This window comes from Thauera propionica, from assembly GCF_002245655.1.
GTDB classification, from domain to species: Bacteria; Pseudomonadota; Gammaproteobacteria; order Burkholderiales; family Rhodocyclaceae; genus Thauera; species Thauera propionica.
In genome coordinates, this window is the sequence record NZ_NOIH01000003.1 from 546,682 (window position 1) to 564,298 (window position 17,617).

Genomic DNA, 17,617 nt, shown 5'->3' on the forward strand with positions numbered 1-17,617 from the left:
CACTCGGCGCGGAAGGAGGACAGCCGCTATTGTGCCGTCAAACTGCGCCCTGCTCAGCGCGCGCCGCCCTCACCCGGCAGCACGAAGCCGTAGCGGCGCATGATCGCGCGCGCCACCTCGTCCTGCATGAAGTCGGCAAAGCGCGCCGCCGCGGCATTGCCGGCCGCGCGCCGGGTGAGGATGAAACCCTGCTCCAGCGGTTCGTGCAGCGCGTCGTCGATCAGCGCGTACCCGCCCTGCTGCGCCAGCGTCGGGTTCAGCGCCAGCGACAGCGCGATGATGCCGATGCCGGCGTTGCCGCTCTGCACGAACTGCGCCGTCTGCGCGATGTTCTCGCCCTGCACCAGCCTGCCCTGCACCGCGTCCCACACCCCCGCGGCGCGCAAGGCCTCCTCCGCGCGCTTGCCATATGGCGCGTGGCGCGGATTGGCGATGGCGATGCGACCCAGCGCGGGGTCGGCGAGATCCTGCAGGCGCAGGGCCGACGCGTCACGGCTGTTGCTCCACAGCACGATGCGCCCCAGCGCATAGGGCCGCGTGGGGCCGGCAGCCAGGCCCGCGGCCTCCAGTTCGCGCGGATAGGCGATGTCCGCCGAGAAATACAGGTCGAACGGCGCGCCCTGGCGGATCTGGGTCGCAAACTTGCCCGACGAGCCGTAGATGACCTCGACCCGGTCGCCCGACTGGCGGCTGCGGTAGGCCGCAACGATCTCGTCGAGGGCGAACTTGAGGTCGGCCGCCGCGGCGATCGTCACCGTGTCCTCCGCAGCCGCGGCGACCGACGCCACGGGCAGGGCCGCCATCGCCATGCAGGCACGCAGGAAATGTCTTCGATTCGTCTGCACTTTCGTCATCTCTGTCCCTGAGTCAGTCATTCGGCAAGGCGCTGCCTGATCTGCGCTGCGAGGAAGCGCCACACCATGCGCGACGCATCCGGTCCGCGCGGATCACTGAACATCTGACCGGCATCGCCGCCGCTCCAGGCGTGGCCAAGCTCATCGACTTCGACCAGTCTTGCGACGAGCCGACGCCCCGCGCGATAGTCGGTCACCGTCATCGGGTAGCGTGCGCCGCGCTGCACGCGACGTGGCGGCCCGGCCTGCGCGCCTGCTGCTGCAGCCCATTGTTCCGCTGCAGCACGCCCATTGACCGGCGCCACGACAGGGTCGGCGAGGCCATGGATCACCAGCAGCGGCGGCAGGCCACCCACTTCCGCCGTCAGGCTGCCCGCTGCGCGCCGCCCGCGCATCGCGGCCAGCGCCGAAGCCGCCGAATGGGCACTGCCTGGCGGCACGCCGCAATGCATGGCCACCGCACGGAAACGCGCCGGCCAGCGGCTCGCCAGCAGCGCCGCCATGCTCGCACCGGCCGAGATGCCGGCCAGCGCGACCGCCGCCCGATCCACCGGATACAGCAGACAGGCCTGGTCGATCGCCGCCAGCAGCGTCGCTGCCTCGGCATCGGCGTGGCGGCTGCGCGTGTCGTACCAGTTCCAGCAACCCTGCGGGTTGGCGCTGCGGTCCTGTTCGGGGTACAGCACCAGGCAGCGCTCGCGCAGCGCGATGCGGTTCATGCGCGTGCTGCGCGCGAACTGCGCCGCGGTCTGGCCGCAGCCGTGCAGCATCACGATCAGCGGCCGGCGCTCGTCATTGCGGATGCCCGGCGGCCGGAACAGATGGAAGCGGCGCACGCCCGCCGCGCCGATCGCCTGCCCGGCGATCCAGTCGCCCGCACCGGGCGGCGGCCGGTGCGGCGCCGCCATCGCCTCGACAGTCCGCGCCACGGCCTTGCCCGCCTCGCGGGCGCCCGTTTCGAACGCGGTGCGCGTCATTGCGCTGGCCACGCGCTGGATTGCGCGGACGAGCGGCGACTTGCGGACGCGGCGCGTCATGCCTGCGCGGCCTCGCACATGCGGTCGCGCAGGCCCGAGGCACGCAGCGTGCGGGCCGCGCAGCCGGCGACGAAGACGTCGCCGGCGCCCGCCACCGTCACCCGGTGCGCGGCGCGGGTGACGCCGGTATAGATAAGTTCGCGCGTCAGCACCCGCACAGGCTGGGCCGGCAGCACCAGCAGCACCTCATCGAACTCCGAGCCCTGGCTCTTGTGCACCGTCAGCGCAAAGGCCGTGTCGTGCGCCGGCAGGCGCAAGGGCGGGATGGCGCGGAAGCCGCCATTCGCCGCGGCGAAGAACACCCGCAGTTCGCCCTGTTCGTCCGGCAGGCACAGCCCGATGTCACCATTGAACAGGCCGAGGCGATAGTCGTTGGCCAGCACGATCACCGGCCGTCCCGGATACCAGCGCGCCGCGGCACTGCGCTCCGGCGGCAGGCCGAGCGCCGCCCGCAGGTGGGCTTCGAGATGGGCATTGAGCGCGGCCAGGCCGCGGCCGCCCTCGCGCACGGCCACCAGCACGCGGAAGCGTTCAAACGCTTTGGTGGCCGCGGCCACGTCGATCGCGGTCGCAGCACCGGCCGCAGGGGTAGGCAGCGCCTCGCGCAGCAGCGCGAAATAGGGTGCGAACCCGGCCTCGATACGCGCCCGCGTCGCCGCCCCCAGTTGCGTACCGGCGTCCTCGATCCAGCAGGCGGAAGCCGCCTCGCCCGCGCTCAGCCACGCGAGCGCCGCATCGCCGCGGCCGGCCCGGATGTCGGCCGCCAGCCGGCCAATGGCGGAGCCGGCAAGGAAGCGCCGGCTCTCGGTCAGCCACGCCACCGCGTCCGCCAGCGGCGCAGCGGCTGCTTCCTCCGCCGCCAAGGCTGCGTCGGGGCTATCCAGCGTCGCGCGGGCGACCGGATCGAGCTGCGCGAGATGCGCGCGCATCGGCGCGGAATAGACGCACTGCGCCGACAGTTCGGCGAACACCGCGCCGGCCTCGACCGCGGCGAGCTGGTCCTTGTCGCCCAGCAGCACGAGCCGCGCCTCGGGCGGCAGCGCCTCGACCAGACGGGTGGCGAGCGCGAGGTCCAGCATCGAGGCCTCGTCCACCACCAGCACGTCGACCGCCAGGGGATTGCCGGCATGATGACGGAAGCGACCGGGCTCGGGCGTGACGCCGAGCAGGCGGTGCACGGTGAAGGCGTCGGTCGGCAGGCGGGCGGCCAGCGCTTCGGGCAGCTTCCCTGCGCGCGCGCGCAGGGCGTCGAGCATGCGCGCCGCGGCCTTGCCGGTGGGCGCGGCCAGCGCGATTCGCAGCGCCGGCTGGCTTTCGAGCAGGCAGGCGAGCAGGGCCGCGACGGTGGTGGTTTTGCCCGTCCCCGGCCCGCCACTGATCACCGTGAGCCGGCCCTGCAGCGCCAGCGCCACGGCGAGTTTCTGCCAGTCGGGCGCGGCGCTGGCACGGGGCGGAAACAGCGCATCGAGCAGCATCGGCGGCGCCACCGTTGCGGCGGGGCGCTGCGCGCGCGCCACCAGCGCCCCGGCCAGCGCGCGCTCCTGGTCGAAATGGCGGCGCAGGTAGAGCCGATCGCCGCTGTCGAGCACCAGCGGATGCGCCGAGGCGCCTGTCAGGGCCTGCGCGGCATCGACCACCACGCCGCTCGCCAGCAGGCGGCGGCGGAGTTCTTCCGCGCCGTGCGCGGCCGGCGCTTCGGCGGCCCACGCCGGGGGCATCCAGTCGGCGTCGGACTGCCCGTCCGCGGCCGCGAAGTCGTCGCTCCTCCCTGTCCCGGCGGCGCTCAGCGCCTCGGTTACGCTCTCCTCGGTGGCGCCGCGTTCCATGAGCGCCGCCAGCGGAATGCAGACGTGCCCCGCGCTGGTCGCCAGCGCAAGCCGGCGCGCCGCCGCGGCCAGCAGCGTACGGCTGTCTGCCGGCGCCTGCAGCGTGTCGGCCCAGGCAAGCAGATGGCGGGCAAAGCCGTCGGCGAGGTCGTTCATGCGGACTCCAGCGCGCGCGTGTCGGCGGTGCCGGCGAGCAGCGCATCGAGCGCCTCGAGCGTGGCGCGCGGGCAACGGTGGTAAAAGACGCCGGCGGGCCTGCCCTCGACCTGCCAGCCCGGCCGCACGCCGCGCACGAACAGGTAGAGCACGCCGCCGAAGTGGCGCTCGAAGTCGTAGCCCGGCAGGCTGCGACCGAGATGGCGATGCAGCGCCACGCTGTAGATCAGGTGCTGCAGGTGGTAGCCATGCGCCTGCATCGCGGCTTCGAGGCGCGCCGGCGCGTAATCCTGCGGCCGGTTGCCGAGATGGTTGGACTTCCAGTCCAGCACCCAGAAGCGCCCGTCGTGCTCGAACACGAGGTCGATGAAACCCTTCAGGTAGCCGTCGAGATCATGGAAGGCCAGCCGCGGCATGCGATAGCCGTGTGCCGCGAGCCAGGCGTTGAGCTGCGGCGCGGTGAGGCGCGGGGCCGGCAGGTGAAAGCCCAGCTCGACCAGACGGCGCGCGGGCGGCACGCTGTCGAGCCGCAGCGCGGCACCCTCGGCATCGGCCAGCAGTGGCGTGGCCACGACGTCCGCCAGCAGCGTGCGCAGCATGCGCGGCAGAAGCGCGGCCTCGTCCTGCTGCGCAGCGCGCGTCGGGCGTCCGCGCTGGCGCCGGTCGGCGGACAGGCGCTGCGGATGGGCTGCGAGCGCCGCGGCGATGGCGGCATCCCAGCCGCCGGGGTCGGTGAAGTCGGCGGCTTCGAACACCGCGTGCATGCAGTCGCCCGCCACCGGACCACGCGGGAAGCGCAGGATGTCGTCGTCCGCCGGGGCCGCGGGAGCGACCGCGCCGGCATCCCCTGCGAGTGGGGCCAGCGCCGCCAGTTCGCCGGCATCGAGCGCATTCGCATCGTGGTCCAGCGCCGCCTGCTCCTGCGCGGCGCCCGAGATCAGCGCGCTGAAGCTGCCGATGCGCCAGCCTGCCGGCAATTGCGGCGGCCGCTGGGCACGTGGGCGCTGGCCCGCGGTGTCGGGCGGCGCCAGTGGCTCGCCCTGACCGTCGGGCAGATCGGTGAGCTGCATCGTCGGCCGGCCGTCGAGCGGACTCGCCGCGACCAGCGCACGCCAACAGGCGTCGGTGCCGACCGGGCTGGCCTTGTGCTCGGCCCAGTCATCGGCATCCATGCCGGCACCGGCCACCATCCAGTTGAGCAGGCTGCGTCCGCCCTCGGTGTGGCTGACACGACCGAAGCTCAGCGTGGCATAGCTGCCGACGACGAGGTAGCAGCGATGGACCGCGCGCGTCAGCGCGACGTAGATCAGGCGCAGATCCTCAGCCTGACGCTCGCGGCGCAGGCGAGCCTTGACCTCCTCGTCCTTCGCCGCCGCTTCGCGGTAATCCAGCACCAGTTCGCCGTCGTCGTCGTGCCAGGCGCGCATCGGCCCCTCGCTGCCGCTGCGGGCGTAGCCGTCGAACAGGAAGGGGCAGAACACGACGCCGTACTCCAGCCCCTTAGAGCGGTGGATGGTGACGATCTGCACCAGGTTGCGGTCGGATTCGAGCCGCAGCTGGGTCGCCTCGCCGCCGGCCGCATCGCGCCGGCGGGTGGCCAGCGTGCGCAGCAGCACCTCCGGCGTGGCGGTGCCGGCGTCCTGCTGCAGCAGCTCGGCCAGGTGCATGAGGTTGGTGAGGCGGCGCTCGCCGTCCGGCCGCCCGAGCAGGCGGGCAGCAACGCCCTCGTCGCTCATCCATTGGCGCAGCATCACGCCGAAGCCGCGCGACAGCCAGAGTTCGCGCCAGCGCACGAAGGCGTCCAGCGTGCCGATCAGCGCCGCCTCGTCGCCGGCCAGGCGGGACAGCGCCGCGGCATCGCGCCCCATCGCCGCAGTCGCCAGCGCCGCCTTGACGCGGCGTTCGCGCAGCGGCTCGGCAATCGCCAGCAGCACGCGCTCGAGTTCCTCGGCATCGTCGGTATGGAACACGCTGGCCTGCGACAGCTCGACGCTGCCGACACCGAAGGCCGCCAGCGCGCGGCGCATGCGCGCGCCCTGGCCGTGGCTGCGCACCAGCACCGCGATATCGGACGGCGCCAGCGGTCGCTCGCCGATGCGCACCCTGCCCTGCGCCCCGGCCGCCAGCAGGCGCGCGATCTCGGCGGCACTGGCGTGCGCCGCGCGATGCAGGGCCACCGCGCGCGGCAGGCGGGCGCCGCCGCCCTCGTCGTCCTCGGCCAGCGTCTCGTCGCGCGGGATGCGCCACAGCTGCAGCGGCGCCACCTCGCCGTCCACCGTATCGTCGATCAGCGGTTTGCGCGGCCGGTTGCCGGCGCCCACGCGCACGTAGTCCAGCCCGCCCATCATGAACACCGCCGGGTTGGCGCCGAACAGGCGGTTGCAGGCCTCGATCAGCGCCGGCGAGGAACGCTGGTTCTGGCGCAGCGTGTAGCGCGCGTCGGTACGGTCGCGCGCGGCGAAGTAGGTGAACAGGTCGGCGCTGCGAAAGCTGTAGATCGCCTGCTTGGGATCGCCGACGAGGAACAGGCTGCCGTGGCGGCCCTCGGCGCGGTAGATGCGGTCGAAGATGCCGAACTGCAGCGGGTCGGTGTCCTGGAACTCGTCGATCAGCGCCACCGGATAGCGCGCATGCAGGGCCGCCGCCAGCCAGGGCTGCGCGCCGGAATGCAGCGCCTGGTGCGCGTTCCACAGGATGTCGTCGAAGGAGATCTGGCGGCGTTCGGCCTTGCGCCGGCGCAACTCGCCGCTGCAGTCCTCGATGCAGCGACGCAGCAGGCGCAGGCGCGCGGCGGACAGCAGGCCATCGACCTCGCCCCGCGCCGCCAGCAAGGCCTCGGCGAGGTCGAAGAAGTCATGGCGCGGCGGCGCGATGCCGCTCTTGCGCCCGGCGGCGGTGCTGCGCTTCTCCAGCGTCGCGGTGGCGAGCAGCGCGAGCTTGCTCTCCTTTTCGCCCGGCAAGGGATGGAGCGGGTTCGCGGCCGAGAGCCAGTCGGCCCACTGGCGTGCCGCCTTCGCCACGGAGTCCGGCTTGTAGCTGTTGGCGTTGAGCCCGGCGAGCGCATCGTTCACGCAGCCGATCGCGGCCTGCAGTGCGCCTGCCGACCCGCACGCGGCAGCATAGGCCTGCGCCAGCGTCGCTTCGGCCTGCGCCAGCCCGGCACTGCCGTGCGCGCCCTCGCCGGTACCTTGGCCCGTGTTCTCATCCCACACGGCGCGTGCGCAGGGCCGAGCCATGTGCCGGGCGAGGATGCCGGCCCAGGCCTCGGGGCTGTCTTTCGCCTGCAGCAGCGCTTCCGCCAGCAGGGGCGCCAGCGCGCCGCCCGCCACCTCGCGCCGCCAGAAGTCCTGCACGACCTCCAGTCGCAGAGCGCTGTCGTCCTCGACCAGCTCGAGTTCGTAGGGCAGACCGGCGGCAAAGGGCGTATCGGCCAGCGCGCGCTGGCAGAAGCCGTGGATGGTGAAGATCGCCGCCTCGTCGAAGGTCTGCAGCGCATGGCGCAGGCGGTGCGTCATGCGCTCGACGTCGATGCCGCGCGCCTGCACGGTGTCGATCAACTGCGGCACGAAGGGGTCGGCGCCCGGCGCCGCACCTTCGAGCACGCGCAGGGTTTCGGCGATGCGCTCACGGATGCGCCCCGACAACTCGGCCGTCGCCGCCTTGGTGAAGGTGACGACCAGCAGCGACTCGACCGGCAGCTCGCCCTCGAGCAGCAGGCGCAGGTAGAGGCCGCAGATGTTCCAGGTCTTGCCGGTGCCGGCCGAGGCCTCGACCAGGCGGATGCCGTCGAGCGGGCAATGGAAGACGTCGAGTTCGGGAGCGGCGGACATGGCGGGGAGCGAAAGCGGATCGGGCCGACGCGCGGCGGCAGGCGGACGATAGCACGGCAGGACCGCGATCCCGAACGGGCACGCCGGTGGGCGATGTCCGATGCCGCCGGCACGCGGGCGACTGGCTATGATGTCGTTTTGAATCGGCATGCCGAACGGAGGTGGATCGTGGCGGAAGCGAGAATCGGATTGATCCCGGCCCTGCTGCTGGCCGGCGGGGTGGCGTTTGCGGGACTGAAGGTCGGCGAGGGCATCGAGCGCTTCCGCATGGCGGACCGCAGCATCGTGGTGAAGGGCCTGGCCGAGCGCGACGTGAAGAGCGACTTCGCGGTGTGGACGCTGAGCTTTCGCCGAGCGGCAGACGAGTTTTCCGCCGTGCAGCAGGCGCTGGCGGCGGATCGCGACCAGGTGGTGAGCTTCCTGCATGGCCAGGGCTTCACCGACGACGAGATCGAGGTGCGGCCGCTGCAGGTGCAGGACCTGCTGGCGCGCGAGTACGGCCCGGACCGCGTGGCGCTGCGCTTCAACGGCCAGGGACAGGTGACGGTAAAGTCCGCCCGCGTCGACGCGGTGGCCGCGGCATCGAACCGCATCGACCCGCTGATCAAGGCCGGGGTGCAGCTAGGCGGCGACGGTGAAGGCGGCTGGCCGCGCTACCAGTTGCGCGGCTTCAACGACATCAAGCCGCAGCTGCTGGAAGAAGCCACCCTGAGCGCACGCGAGCAGGCGCGCAAGTTCGCCGCCGACGCCGGCGCCACGCTCGGCCCGGTGAAGAGCGCCAACCAGGGCGCGATCCGCATCCTCGACGACGACGGCAGCGACATGGACAGCTCGCGCACCATCGGCAAGCGCCTGCGCGTGGTCAGCACCTTCGAGTTCAGCCTGCAGTAGGCACGGCCGGCGGCGCCTTCAGTCGTGAAGCACGGCGAGCAGCGCCTCGAAATCGCGCAGCGCCATCGGGCGGCCGAACAGGTAGCCCTGGTGCTCGCGGCATCCCCGCGCCGTCAGGAAGGCGAACTGGTCCTCGCTCTCCACGCCCTCGGCGATCACGCTCAGGCCCAGGCTGCAGCCCAGACCGAGGATGGTCTCGACGATGGCGGCATCGTTGGCGTCGCTCATCACGTCGCGCACGAAGGACTGGTCGATCTTGAGCTGCGACAGCGGCAGGCGCTTGAGGTAGGCCAGCGATGAATAGCCGGTGCCGAAATCGTCCAGCGAGAAGCGGATGCCAAGCGCACGCAGTTCCTCCATGCGCTCGACAACCGCCTCGGCGTCCTCGATCAGCGTACTTTCGGTCAGTTCCAGCTTGAGGCGGTCGGCCGGGGCACCAGTGGCCGCAAGAAGCTCGCGCAACTGGTCGGTGAAGCCGGCCTGCCGGAACTGGCGCGCACTGACGTTGACCGCCAGGCGCAGGTGCGCTGCCTCCGGCCTCGCCGCCCAGGCCGCGAGCTGGATGCAGGCGGTGCGCAGCACCCAGATGCCGATCGGCACGATCAGCCCGGTCTCCTCGGCCAGCCCGATGAAGCTGCTTGGGCAGATCAGCCCGCGCGCCGGATGGCGCCAGCGCAGCAGGGCTTCGGCGCCGATCGGCCGGCGTTTCTCGTCCACCTGCACCTGGTAGTGCAATTCGAACTGGCGGTCGCGCAGCGCGCGGTGAAGATCGGCGTGCAGTGCCGCGCGCTCGGTGGCGGCAGCCTGCATGGCCGGGTCGAAGAAGCACAGCGTGTTGCGCCCGGCGGCCTTGGCCTGGTACATCGCGGTGTCGGCGCGGCGCAACAGCTCGCTCGCGCTGATGTCCTGGGTGCCGAACAGGGTGATGCCGATGCTGGCCGAGCAGTGGTACGTGATTGCCTCGCCGTCGGCACGGCGCATCAAATGAAAGGGACGGTTGAGTTCGTCGCGGATCTTGCCGGCAATGGCGTTGGCCTGCACCAGCCCCTCGACCACGCCGTCGATGTCCTCGAGGATCACGACGAACTCGTCGCCGCCGAGACGCGCCGCGGTGTCGCCCTGGCGGATGCAGAGCCGCAGTCGCGCAGCGACCTTCATCAGGAGTTCATCACCGGCCTCGTGGCCGTGGGTGTCGTTGAGATCCTTGAAGTGATCGAGGTCGATCAGCAGCAGCGCGCCTTCCTGGTGCCTGCGGGCGCTGCCGATCAGCGCATGCTCGAGCCGGTCGAGCATCAGGCGCCGGTTGGGCAGGCGCGTCAGTGGATCGAAGAACGCGAGCTGGTGGATCTGCTCCTCGTGGCGCTTGCGCTCGGTGATGTCCTGGTTGAAGCCGCAGATGCCGACGGTCTCGCCGCCCACGCGGATCGGCGCAACCACGCACTGGAACACGCGGCGCTCGCCGTCGATGTCGCACGCGACTTCCTTGCGCACCGTCTCGCCGGCATAGGCCCGCCGGTTGCTGGCCAGCCAGTCTGCAAGCTCCTCGGGGCTCGCCTCGGCGTCCTCCACCCGACTGCCCAGCAGGCTGCCCCAGTGCGCCACCGTCGCCGCATTCTCCATGATGCAGCGTCCTTGCAGGTCGCGCGCCCAGAACTCCGCCGGGATGTTGTCCACCACCGCGCGCAATAGCGACTCGCGCTCGCGCAGCGTTTGCTCCGCCTGCTTGCGCGGCGTGATCTTGCGCGACAGCACGATGAAGCTGGGCATGTCGTCGCCACCGGTCGACTTCGGTGCGACGGAGATCTCGAACCACTGCGTCCCTTGCCTGGATTCGGCCTTGAACTGGCGCCCCATGGATCGGCCCGTCTCGTGCGCCTCGTGCAAGGCCTGGAGGACGCTCTCGGCCTCCTCCCGCTCGAGCACCTCGCGCACGGTCTTGCCCAGGAAGGCCGCGGGCGACGCGGCGAGCAGGTCCTCGCTGCGCGCGTGATAGCTGAGGCAGCGGCCCTCCAGGTCCAGCTCGAACACCGGATCAGGCAGGGCGTGGATGAGGGTGGCGAGCTCGTTCTTCAGGCTCACAACCTGCTGCTCGCGGCGCTTGCGCGCGTCGATGTCGATGGTGATGCCGGCCACCCCGTCGGCGCGGCCATCCGCAGCGAACAGCGGCTGCTTGATGGTGAGGCAGCAGCGGACGTCGGCCGGGTCGCCGAACGGGAAGTACTCCTCGGCCACGATGGGCTCGCCGCTCTCGATCACGCGCAGGTCGTTGGCGCGGGCGGCGTCGGCAAGCTCGGCCGGAAACAGGTCGTGGTCGCAACGCCCGATCACCTCGTCGCGGCGCAGGTTCAGCAGCGCGCAGGCGAGGTCGTTGGCATAGGTGTAGCGGCCGTCGGCATCCTTGGTGTAGATGCAGGCCTGAAGGCTGTCGATGGCCGCCCGCAGACGACCGCTATCATCGCTCATCGGTATGCTCGGCCATGCTCGGGGCGCTCTGATCCCAGGATAAGAAGTATTTGGCGCGCGCAGTCTGCGCTACCCAAAGAACATCTCCCATGAAGCACTTCACACTTGGGACGACGCTGCGACATTTTGCCGCGGGGTCGTCCGACACCGCCCGACAGCCGCGGCCGCGCGCGCGAACCAAATCGGGACGTCCGGAATCAGACGCGGACGCTTCCCCCTCCCTTCCCCATGACGACCCTGCGCCTCATCCTCGGCGACCAGCTCAACGCCGCGCACACCTGGTTCCGCACCCCGCGTGCGGACGTGCTCCACGTGATGATGGAAGTACGCAGCGAGACCGACTACGTGCGCCATCACGCGCAGAAGGTGCTTGCAATGTTCGCCGCGATGCGCGCCTTCGCCACCGCGCTCGAGACCGCCGGACACCGTGTGCGCTACCTGCGGATCGGTGACACCGACAACCGCCAGTCCTTCGCCGCCAACCTGGCGCAGGTAGCAGCCGAGTGCGGCGCGACCCGCTTCGAGCGCATGGAGGCCGACGAATGGCGGGTGGAACGCCTGCTCGACGAGGCTGCCGCTGCGCTCGGCCTGCCCCAAGGGGTCATCGGCAGCGAACACTTCCTCGCCGACCGTGCCGAGCTCGCCCAGCGCTTCGCCACCAAGGTGCCGCGCATGGAGTTCTTCTACCGCGACATGCGCCGCCGCCACCGCATCCTGCTCGATGCGGACGGTGGCCCGGTGGGCGGGGTGTGGAATTTCGATGCGCAGAACCGCGACAAGTGGCCGGGCGACCCACCCGCGCCGGACTGGCCGTGGCGCGGGCACGATCTCTCCGCGCTGTGGGACGAGATCGTCGCCGCCGGCGTGCAGACGATCGGCACGCCCCACGCCGGCACGCTGCGCTGGCCGACCAGCCGGCGCGAGGCGCGCGCCGGGCTGGCGCGTTTCATCGAACATGCGCTGCCCCACTTCGGGACCTATCAGGACGCGATGAGCACGCGCTCGACGACACTGTTCCATTCCGGACTGTCCTTTGCGCTCAACGTCAAGCTGCTGCATCCGCGCGAGGTCATCGATGCCGCCGTCGCGGCGTGGCAGGCGGGCAAGGTGGAGCTGGCGAACTGCGAGGGCTTCGTGCGCCAGATCCTGGGCTGGCGCGAGTTCGTGCGCGGCGTGTATTGGGCGCGCATGCCGGGCTATGCGACGGCCAACGCGCTCGACGCGCATCGCCCGCTGCCGGCGTGGTACTGGAGCGGCGACACGAAAATGGCCTGCCTGCGCCACGCGATCGCACAGTCGCTCGACACCGGCTACGCCCATCACATCCAGCGCCTGATGGTCACCGGGAACTTCGCGCTGCTCGCCGGCTGCGACCCGGACGAAGTCGATGCCTGGTACCTCGGCATCTACATCGACGCTTTCGAGTGGGTGGAGATGCCCAACACCCGCGGCATGAGCCAGTTCGCCGACGGCGGCGTGATCGCCAGCAAGCCCTACGCCGGCGCGGCGAGCTACATCGGCAAGCAGTCGGACTACTGCAAGGCCTGCGCCTACGACCCCAAGCGCCGCCATGGTGCCAGCGGCAAGCCCGCCTGCCCGCTCAACAGCCTGTACTGGGACTTCCTGCTGCGCCATGAAGCCCGCTTCGCGCGCAATCCGCGCATGGCGATGCCCTACAAGGCGTGGGCGAAGATGGCGCCCACCGAACGCGCGGCGACGCTCTCGCAGGCGGCCCGCTATCTCGAACGGCTGGAAGCGCTATGACACGCGTGCATCCGTTCGGTCTGCGGCGGATCAAGCAGCCGGGCCGTTTTCGGGGTTATCCTGTTGTCTCACGCACACCTGCGCGCCGCCGTCATGACGACATCGGCCTTGCCAGGCGCGGTGTGCAACGCAACACGCTTGATCCCGCATGGCGCATCGGCGCCCGAACACAGGAGAACGCACCATGGCAACCAAGAAGACCAAGTCCGTCGCCATCGACATCGGCATCCCCGAGGACCAGCGCAAGAAAATCGCAGCCGGCCTGTCGGCGCTGCTGGCCGACAGCTACACGCTGTACCTGATGACGCACAACTTCCACTGGAACGTGACCGGGCCGCAGTTCAACAGCCTGCACGCCATGTTCATGGACCAGTACACCGAGCAGTGGAACGCGCTCGACATCATCGCCGAGCGCATCCGCGCGCTGGGCTTCCCCGCCCCGGGCACCTACAAGGAGTTCGTCAAGCTGGCGTCGATCAAGGAAGTCGAAGGCGTGCCGAAGGCGACCGACATGGTCCGCCATCTGGTTGCTGCGCAGGAAGCCACCGCCCGTACCGCGCGCAAGCTGTTCGACCTCGTCGATGAAGCCAACGACCAGCCCACCGCCGACGTGCTGACCCAGCGCATCGACGTCCATGAAAAGACCGCGTGGATGCTGCGCAGCCTGCTCGAAGAGTAAGCCGCGCCGTCAGGCCGACGACGCCGTATGGGCGTCGTCGAGCCACACCAGCCGCCCCTGGCCAGCCTCGTTGAGGCGCGCGACCAGCGCGGCGGCCGCATCCTCCGCCAGACTGAAGTGCAGCGTCACCGCGTCGCCATGCGCCACGTGCAGCAGGCTGGCGCCCGCGGCGTCCAGCTCGCGCCGCAGCAGGCCTTCCATCGCATACGGCACGACGCAGCCGAGTGCGCGCAGACGCACGATCGGCACCTTGGTGGCCGTCAGCAGCGCCTGCGCTACCGCGTCGGTGTAGGCGCGCACCAGACCGCCCGCCCCCAGCTTGACACCACCGAAGTAGCGCACCACGGTGGCGAGCACGCCTTCCAGATCCTGGTGGCGCAGCACGTCAAGCATCGGCCGGCCGGCCGTTCCGCTGGGTTCGCCGTCATCCACCGCCGCCGACTGCCCGCCAGCGAGCAGCGCCCAGCACACGTGGCGCGCGCCCGGATGCTGCGCCCACAGTTCCGCCACCACCTTCTGTGCGCCGGCACGGTCGGTCATCGGCTGCACGCAGCCGATGAAACGGCTCTTCTTGATGATGAGTTCGCTATGGACGGGGGCGGCGAGGGTCAGCGGCATCGTGGTCGATCTAATCCAGGCGCGGGTCGTCGAGGTGCTCGAGCAGGGGGTGCAGCACGTCGCCCGCAAGCTCGAAGAAACGCTCGTCGGGCAGACCGGTCTCGCCGCGCAGGGCGAGGCGATAGGCCGGGTCACGCGCCTCGCCGAACTCGGGGTGATTGCCACCCGTCCATTTGCCCACGGCCTTGGCCGGGTCCTCGCCGTTGGTGATGTAGGCCCAGGCCGACTTCGGGAAGAAGTGCAGCGGCTGCGACAGGCCCTGGCGGTAGAGCGCGAGCAGCGCCATCAGGGCCCCGCGTGCCCTTTCGACGGGCAAGGCATGGAAGCGGAACTCGCCGTCGCGCGACAGGCCGTGCGTCTCGCAGGCCACACCGGCAGGCGGGTCGGCGCACAGCGCGAGATGGGCGATCCAGGCGCCAAGGTAGTCCGCCGCCCGCGTGTCGTCGTAACGCGCACGCAGCAGGCCGTGCGGGCGCAGGTCGGTGAATGCCGCGACCAGCGACCAGTCCTCGCCGTCCAGCACGCCGTCGATGTGCGCCACGTGCGCAGGCAGGGCCTCGCCCGCCTCCAGCCCGCGCAGACGCACAGCGAATGCGCGCAGGCGGGCGAGCTCGCGCGCCAGTGCCAGCTCGCCCAGCGTACCCGCCGGATATTCGCCGCCGGCACGCGCCAGTTCGGCAAGTGCCGCGGGTTCAGAATCGTCGCCCGAGTCCTGCCCGGCGGCGAGCAGCACCGGCAGCAGGCGCTGCGCCAGCGCCTGCTGGCCCGGCCAGTCGGGCAGCATCGGTTCGACGTCGTCAAGTTCCTCCTCCGCTTCGGGCAGGTCCAGTCCGACGCGCTCGCGCAGCAGATAGCGGCAGGGGTTGGCGAAGAAGCGGACGAGCTGGAACAGCTCGACCGTCCGCCAGCCTTCATCGGGCGGCGGAAGCGGCGACACGAAGAACGGCGCGGCCTCACCCGCCCCGTCCGGCGCGACACCCTCCTCACCCTCATCTTCGCGCTCGAAGGCCTGCACGCCCTCATCGACTACGGACACCGGCGCGGTGCTCAGGCGGCTCGCGAGGGCCTCGGCGTAGTCCTCGTTGAAGCTCGTCAGGCGCGGGTCGCCGCGCTCGCTGGAGATGAAGTAGTCTGCGGCAAAGGCTTGCAGGGGATGCTCCACCATCAGTCGCTTGCGCGCCGCCTGCAGGGCATCGGGCTCGCCCGGCGTGTCGGCGCAGGCCGCGGCGAGCGTGTCGAGCAGTTCGTCGACCAGCACGGACGGCGGCAAGGCCGAACCATCGCGCACGCTGCGCCCGACATAGGACAGGTGCAGCACTTCACGCGCCGACAGCACGAGGTCGAGGAACAGGTTGCGGTCGTCGAGCCGGCGCTGGCGATCACCCGCCTGCGGCCGGGCGGCCATCAGGTCGAACTCGGGCGGCCGGTCGCTGCCGGGGAAGGCGCCCTGGTCCATGCCGATCAGGCACACGACGCGGTAGGGCAGGCCGCGCAGCGCCGACAGCGCGGAAAAGGTGACCGTGCCGCCGGGCACGCCGCCGCGTGCGGGATCGTCGAGCAGCGCGACCAGCGCCGGGTGGATCACCTCGAAGGGCAACGCGGCGTCGAGTTCGGCTGCGGCAAGGTTGTCGGCCAGCGCAGCGAGGGCAGCCCGCACTTCGCGCAGGTCGTCGGCGTAGGCGGCGCTGTCGCCGACGAGACGGTCGAGCACGGCGTTGAGCAGCTCACGCCAGACTGCGCCCGTGCGCGGCTGCCGGAGCGCGTCGCGCAGCCAGCGCAGGGTGTCGGCGTAGCGCCAGAAGGCGCCGAGCGCGAGCGCCGCCTGCCCCTCGGGCGCCGCGGCGCCGATGCGGCCGGCGAAGCTCGCCTGCTGCGCGGCCCCGCCCGCCGCCCAGGCGAGGAACAGGCGATGCAGGCCTTCGTCCAGCGAATGCTGCGCGGACGCCAGGCCTTCGCCCTCCTGCCCGTCCAGCCCCCAGCGCACGCCTGCAGCCTGCATCCAGTCGTGGATCGTCTCGAGTCCGCTCTCGTCCAACCCGAAGCGCGCCGCCACCGGCGACTGCTGCAGCAGGTCGAAAACGCGGCTCGCGGGAAAACGTCCGGCCGCCAGTTGCAGCGCCTGGTCCAGCACCTTCGCCACCGGGTTCTCGCGCGTGCCGCCCAGGCCGGTGATGCGCCACGGGATGCGGCGCGCCGGGGCCGCGGTGCCGAACACCGCCTCGATCAGCGGCGCGGCGCCTTCCAGATCGGGCATCAGCACCAGGACGTCGGATGGCCGCAACGCCTCGGACGTGTTCGCATGGGCCTTGAACAGGCCGAGCAGGCGGTCGTGCAGCACCTCCAGCTCACGCGTGCGCGAATGGCAGACATGCACCTCGACGCTGCGATCGGCGGCCGCCAGCTGCACGCTGGCCGGTTCCAGTTCCTGCAGATCGAGGATGGCATTCTGCAGCTGGGCAAGCAGATGGCGCGCCGGATGGGGCGCGAAGGCCGCGTCCTCCTCCACCGCGTGCTCGCCCTCGAACAGCAGGCCGATGTGGGCGCGCGTCTGCTTGCCCCAGGCCGCGAGCAAGCTGTTGCCGGTCTCGAAGAACATGTCCTTCTGCTGCACCGCCAGCCACGACAGGCGGCGCGCATCGACGATGTCGAACCAGAACTCGCGGCAGGGGTTGAGCACGTACAGGCGCACCTCCACCACGCGCGACAGCTCGCGCAGCATGTCGAGGTAGAGCGGCGGCAGCGCGGGCAGGCCGAACACATGCACCGAGGCCGGCAGGCCGACCGCGGCGAGCTCGTCGCGCGACATCGCGGTGACGCGACGCAGGAAGACCTGGGCCGGATGCTCCTGGCGCAGCGCCAGGCCGTCGCGGATGCGGCGCCACAGCGCCGCCTGCCACGCCTCGTCCTCGCGCTCGAGCGCACCGGCAGCCACCTCCAGCACCGTACCCTGGCCGCCGGCCCATTGCTCCAGCCAGCGCGGCCGGTAGGTCAGGTAATGGTCGAACACGCGGGCGATGCGCCCGGCCAGTTCGTAGCGCATGCGCGCGTCGGCCCCCTCGAGGTAGCGCGCCAGCCGCGGATGCGCCGCCACCCAGGCGCCGTGCGCGTCGGCCGGATCGAGCAGCGCGTACACCCGCCACGCCAGCAGCGCCGGCGAAAAGGGCGAGCGTTCGGGCACCGGCACGACGCGGCCGATCTGCTGCCACAGCCACTGCGCGAGGTAGTCGAAGCGCAGGTTGGCACACACGCCTTCGCGGTCGGCGACGGCCAGCTCCACCTTGCGCCGCAGCGCACTGCTCGGGATCACCACCTGGCGCTGGCCGAACGGCCCCGGCTGCTCGGCAGCGAGGCGTTCGAGCAGGGCGTCGAGCAGGATTTCGAAGCGGTTCGAGAAGCTCAGGTGGAACATGTCGGGCCATCAGGCTGCGCATGCGGGATGCGGCAACGGCGGCAGGCGGTCGGGACGGGCCTCGATTATACGGGCGGCGACGGGTCAGGC

The 17,617-nt window shown here is 71.2% G+C and carries 10 protein-coding genes; 3 read left to right on the top strand and 7 right to left on the bottom strand.

The window, feature by feature from the left end; genetic code table 11:
• Positions 1–53: 53 nt before the first annotated feature.
• The 4 genes from modA to recB are packed head-to-tail and all read right to left on the bottom strand — an operon-like array spanning position 54 to position 7,703.
• Positions 54–854, bottom strand: a complete 801-nt coding sequence (gene modA, locus CGK74_RS03955; RefSeq protein ID WP_094267190.1) for a molybdate ABC transporter substrate-binding protein — start codon at positions 852–854, stop codon at positions 54–56.
• 17 nt (positions 855–871) lie between these two features.
• Positions 872–1,891, bottom strand: a complete 1,020-nt coding sequence (locus tag CGK74_RS03960; protein WP_094267191.1) for an extracellular catalytic domain type 1 short-chain-length polyhydroxyalkanoate depolymerase — start codon at positions 1,889–1,891, stop codon at positions 872–874.
• A complete protein-coding gene (gene recD, locus CGK74_RS03965; protein WP_094267192.1) occupies positions 1,888–3,873 on the bottom strand; it encodes an exodeoxyribonuclease V subunit alpha in 1,986 nt (661 codons plus the stop codon). Before recD ends, CGK74_RS03960 begins: the two co-directional genes overlap by 4 nt.
• Positions 3,870–7,703 (bottom strand): exodeoxyribonuclease V subunit beta, encoded by a 3,834-nt coding sequence (gene recB, locus CGK74_RS03970; RefSeq protein ID WP_094267193.1) that lies wholly within the window; start codon positions 7,701–7,703, stop codon positions 3,870–3,872. Before recB ends, recD begins: the two co-directional genes overlap by 4 nt.
• A 168-nt stretch (positions 7,704–7,871) precedes the next feature.
• On the opposite strand from recB, the gene CGK74_RS03975 reads away from it, so the two are divergent.
• Positions 7,872–8,594, top strand: coding sequence for an SIMPL domain-containing protein (locus CGK74_RS03975; protein ID WP_048707373.1), 723 nt, complete (start codon positions 7,872–7,874; stop codon positions 8,592–8,594).
• Between the two features lie 18 nt (positions 8,595–8,612).
• Here the strand turns inward: CGK74_RS03975 and CGK74_RS03980 are convergent, their stop codons facing one another.
• Complete coding sequence (locus tag CGK74_RS03980; protein WP_094267194.1) at positions 8,613–11,057, bottom strand: sensor domain-containing protein; 2,445 nt, start codon at positions 11,055–11,057, stop codon at positions 8,613–8,615.
• Between the two features lie 228 nt (positions 11,058–11,285).
• Between CGK74_RS03980 and CGK74_RS03985 the strand changes: the two genes are divergently transcribed.
• Complete coding sequence (locus CGK74_RS03985) at positions 11,286–12,821, top strand: cryptochrome/photolyase family protein (protein WP_094267195.1); 1,536 nt, start codon at positions 11,286–11,288, stop codon at positions 12,819–12,821.
• A 184-nt stretch (positions 12,822–13,005) separates the two neighbouring features.
• Positions 13,006–13,500, top strand: coding sequence for a Dps family protein (locus CGK74_RS03990; protein WP_094267196.1), 495 nt, complete (start codon positions 13,006–13,008; stop codon positions 13,498–13,500).
• A gap of 9 nt (positions 13,501–13,509) precedes the next feature.
• On the opposite strand, the gene CGK74_RS03995 is transcribed toward CGK74_RS03990, so the two are convergent.
• Positions 13,510–14,118: an IMPACT family protein gene (locus tag CGK74_RS03995; protein ID WP_094267197.1), complete on the bottom strand. Its 609-nt coding sequence runs from the start codon at positions 14,116–14,118 to the stop codon at positions 13,510–13,512.
• A 10-nt stretch (positions 14,119–14,128) separates the two neighbouring features.
• A complete protein-coding gene (gene recC, locus CGK74_RS04000) occupies positions 14,129–17,527 on the bottom strand; it encodes an exodeoxyribonuclease V subunit gamma (RefSeq protein WP_094267198.1) in 3,399 nt (1,132 codons plus the stop codon).
• Between the last annotated feature and the right edge of the window lie 90 nt (positions 17,528–17,617).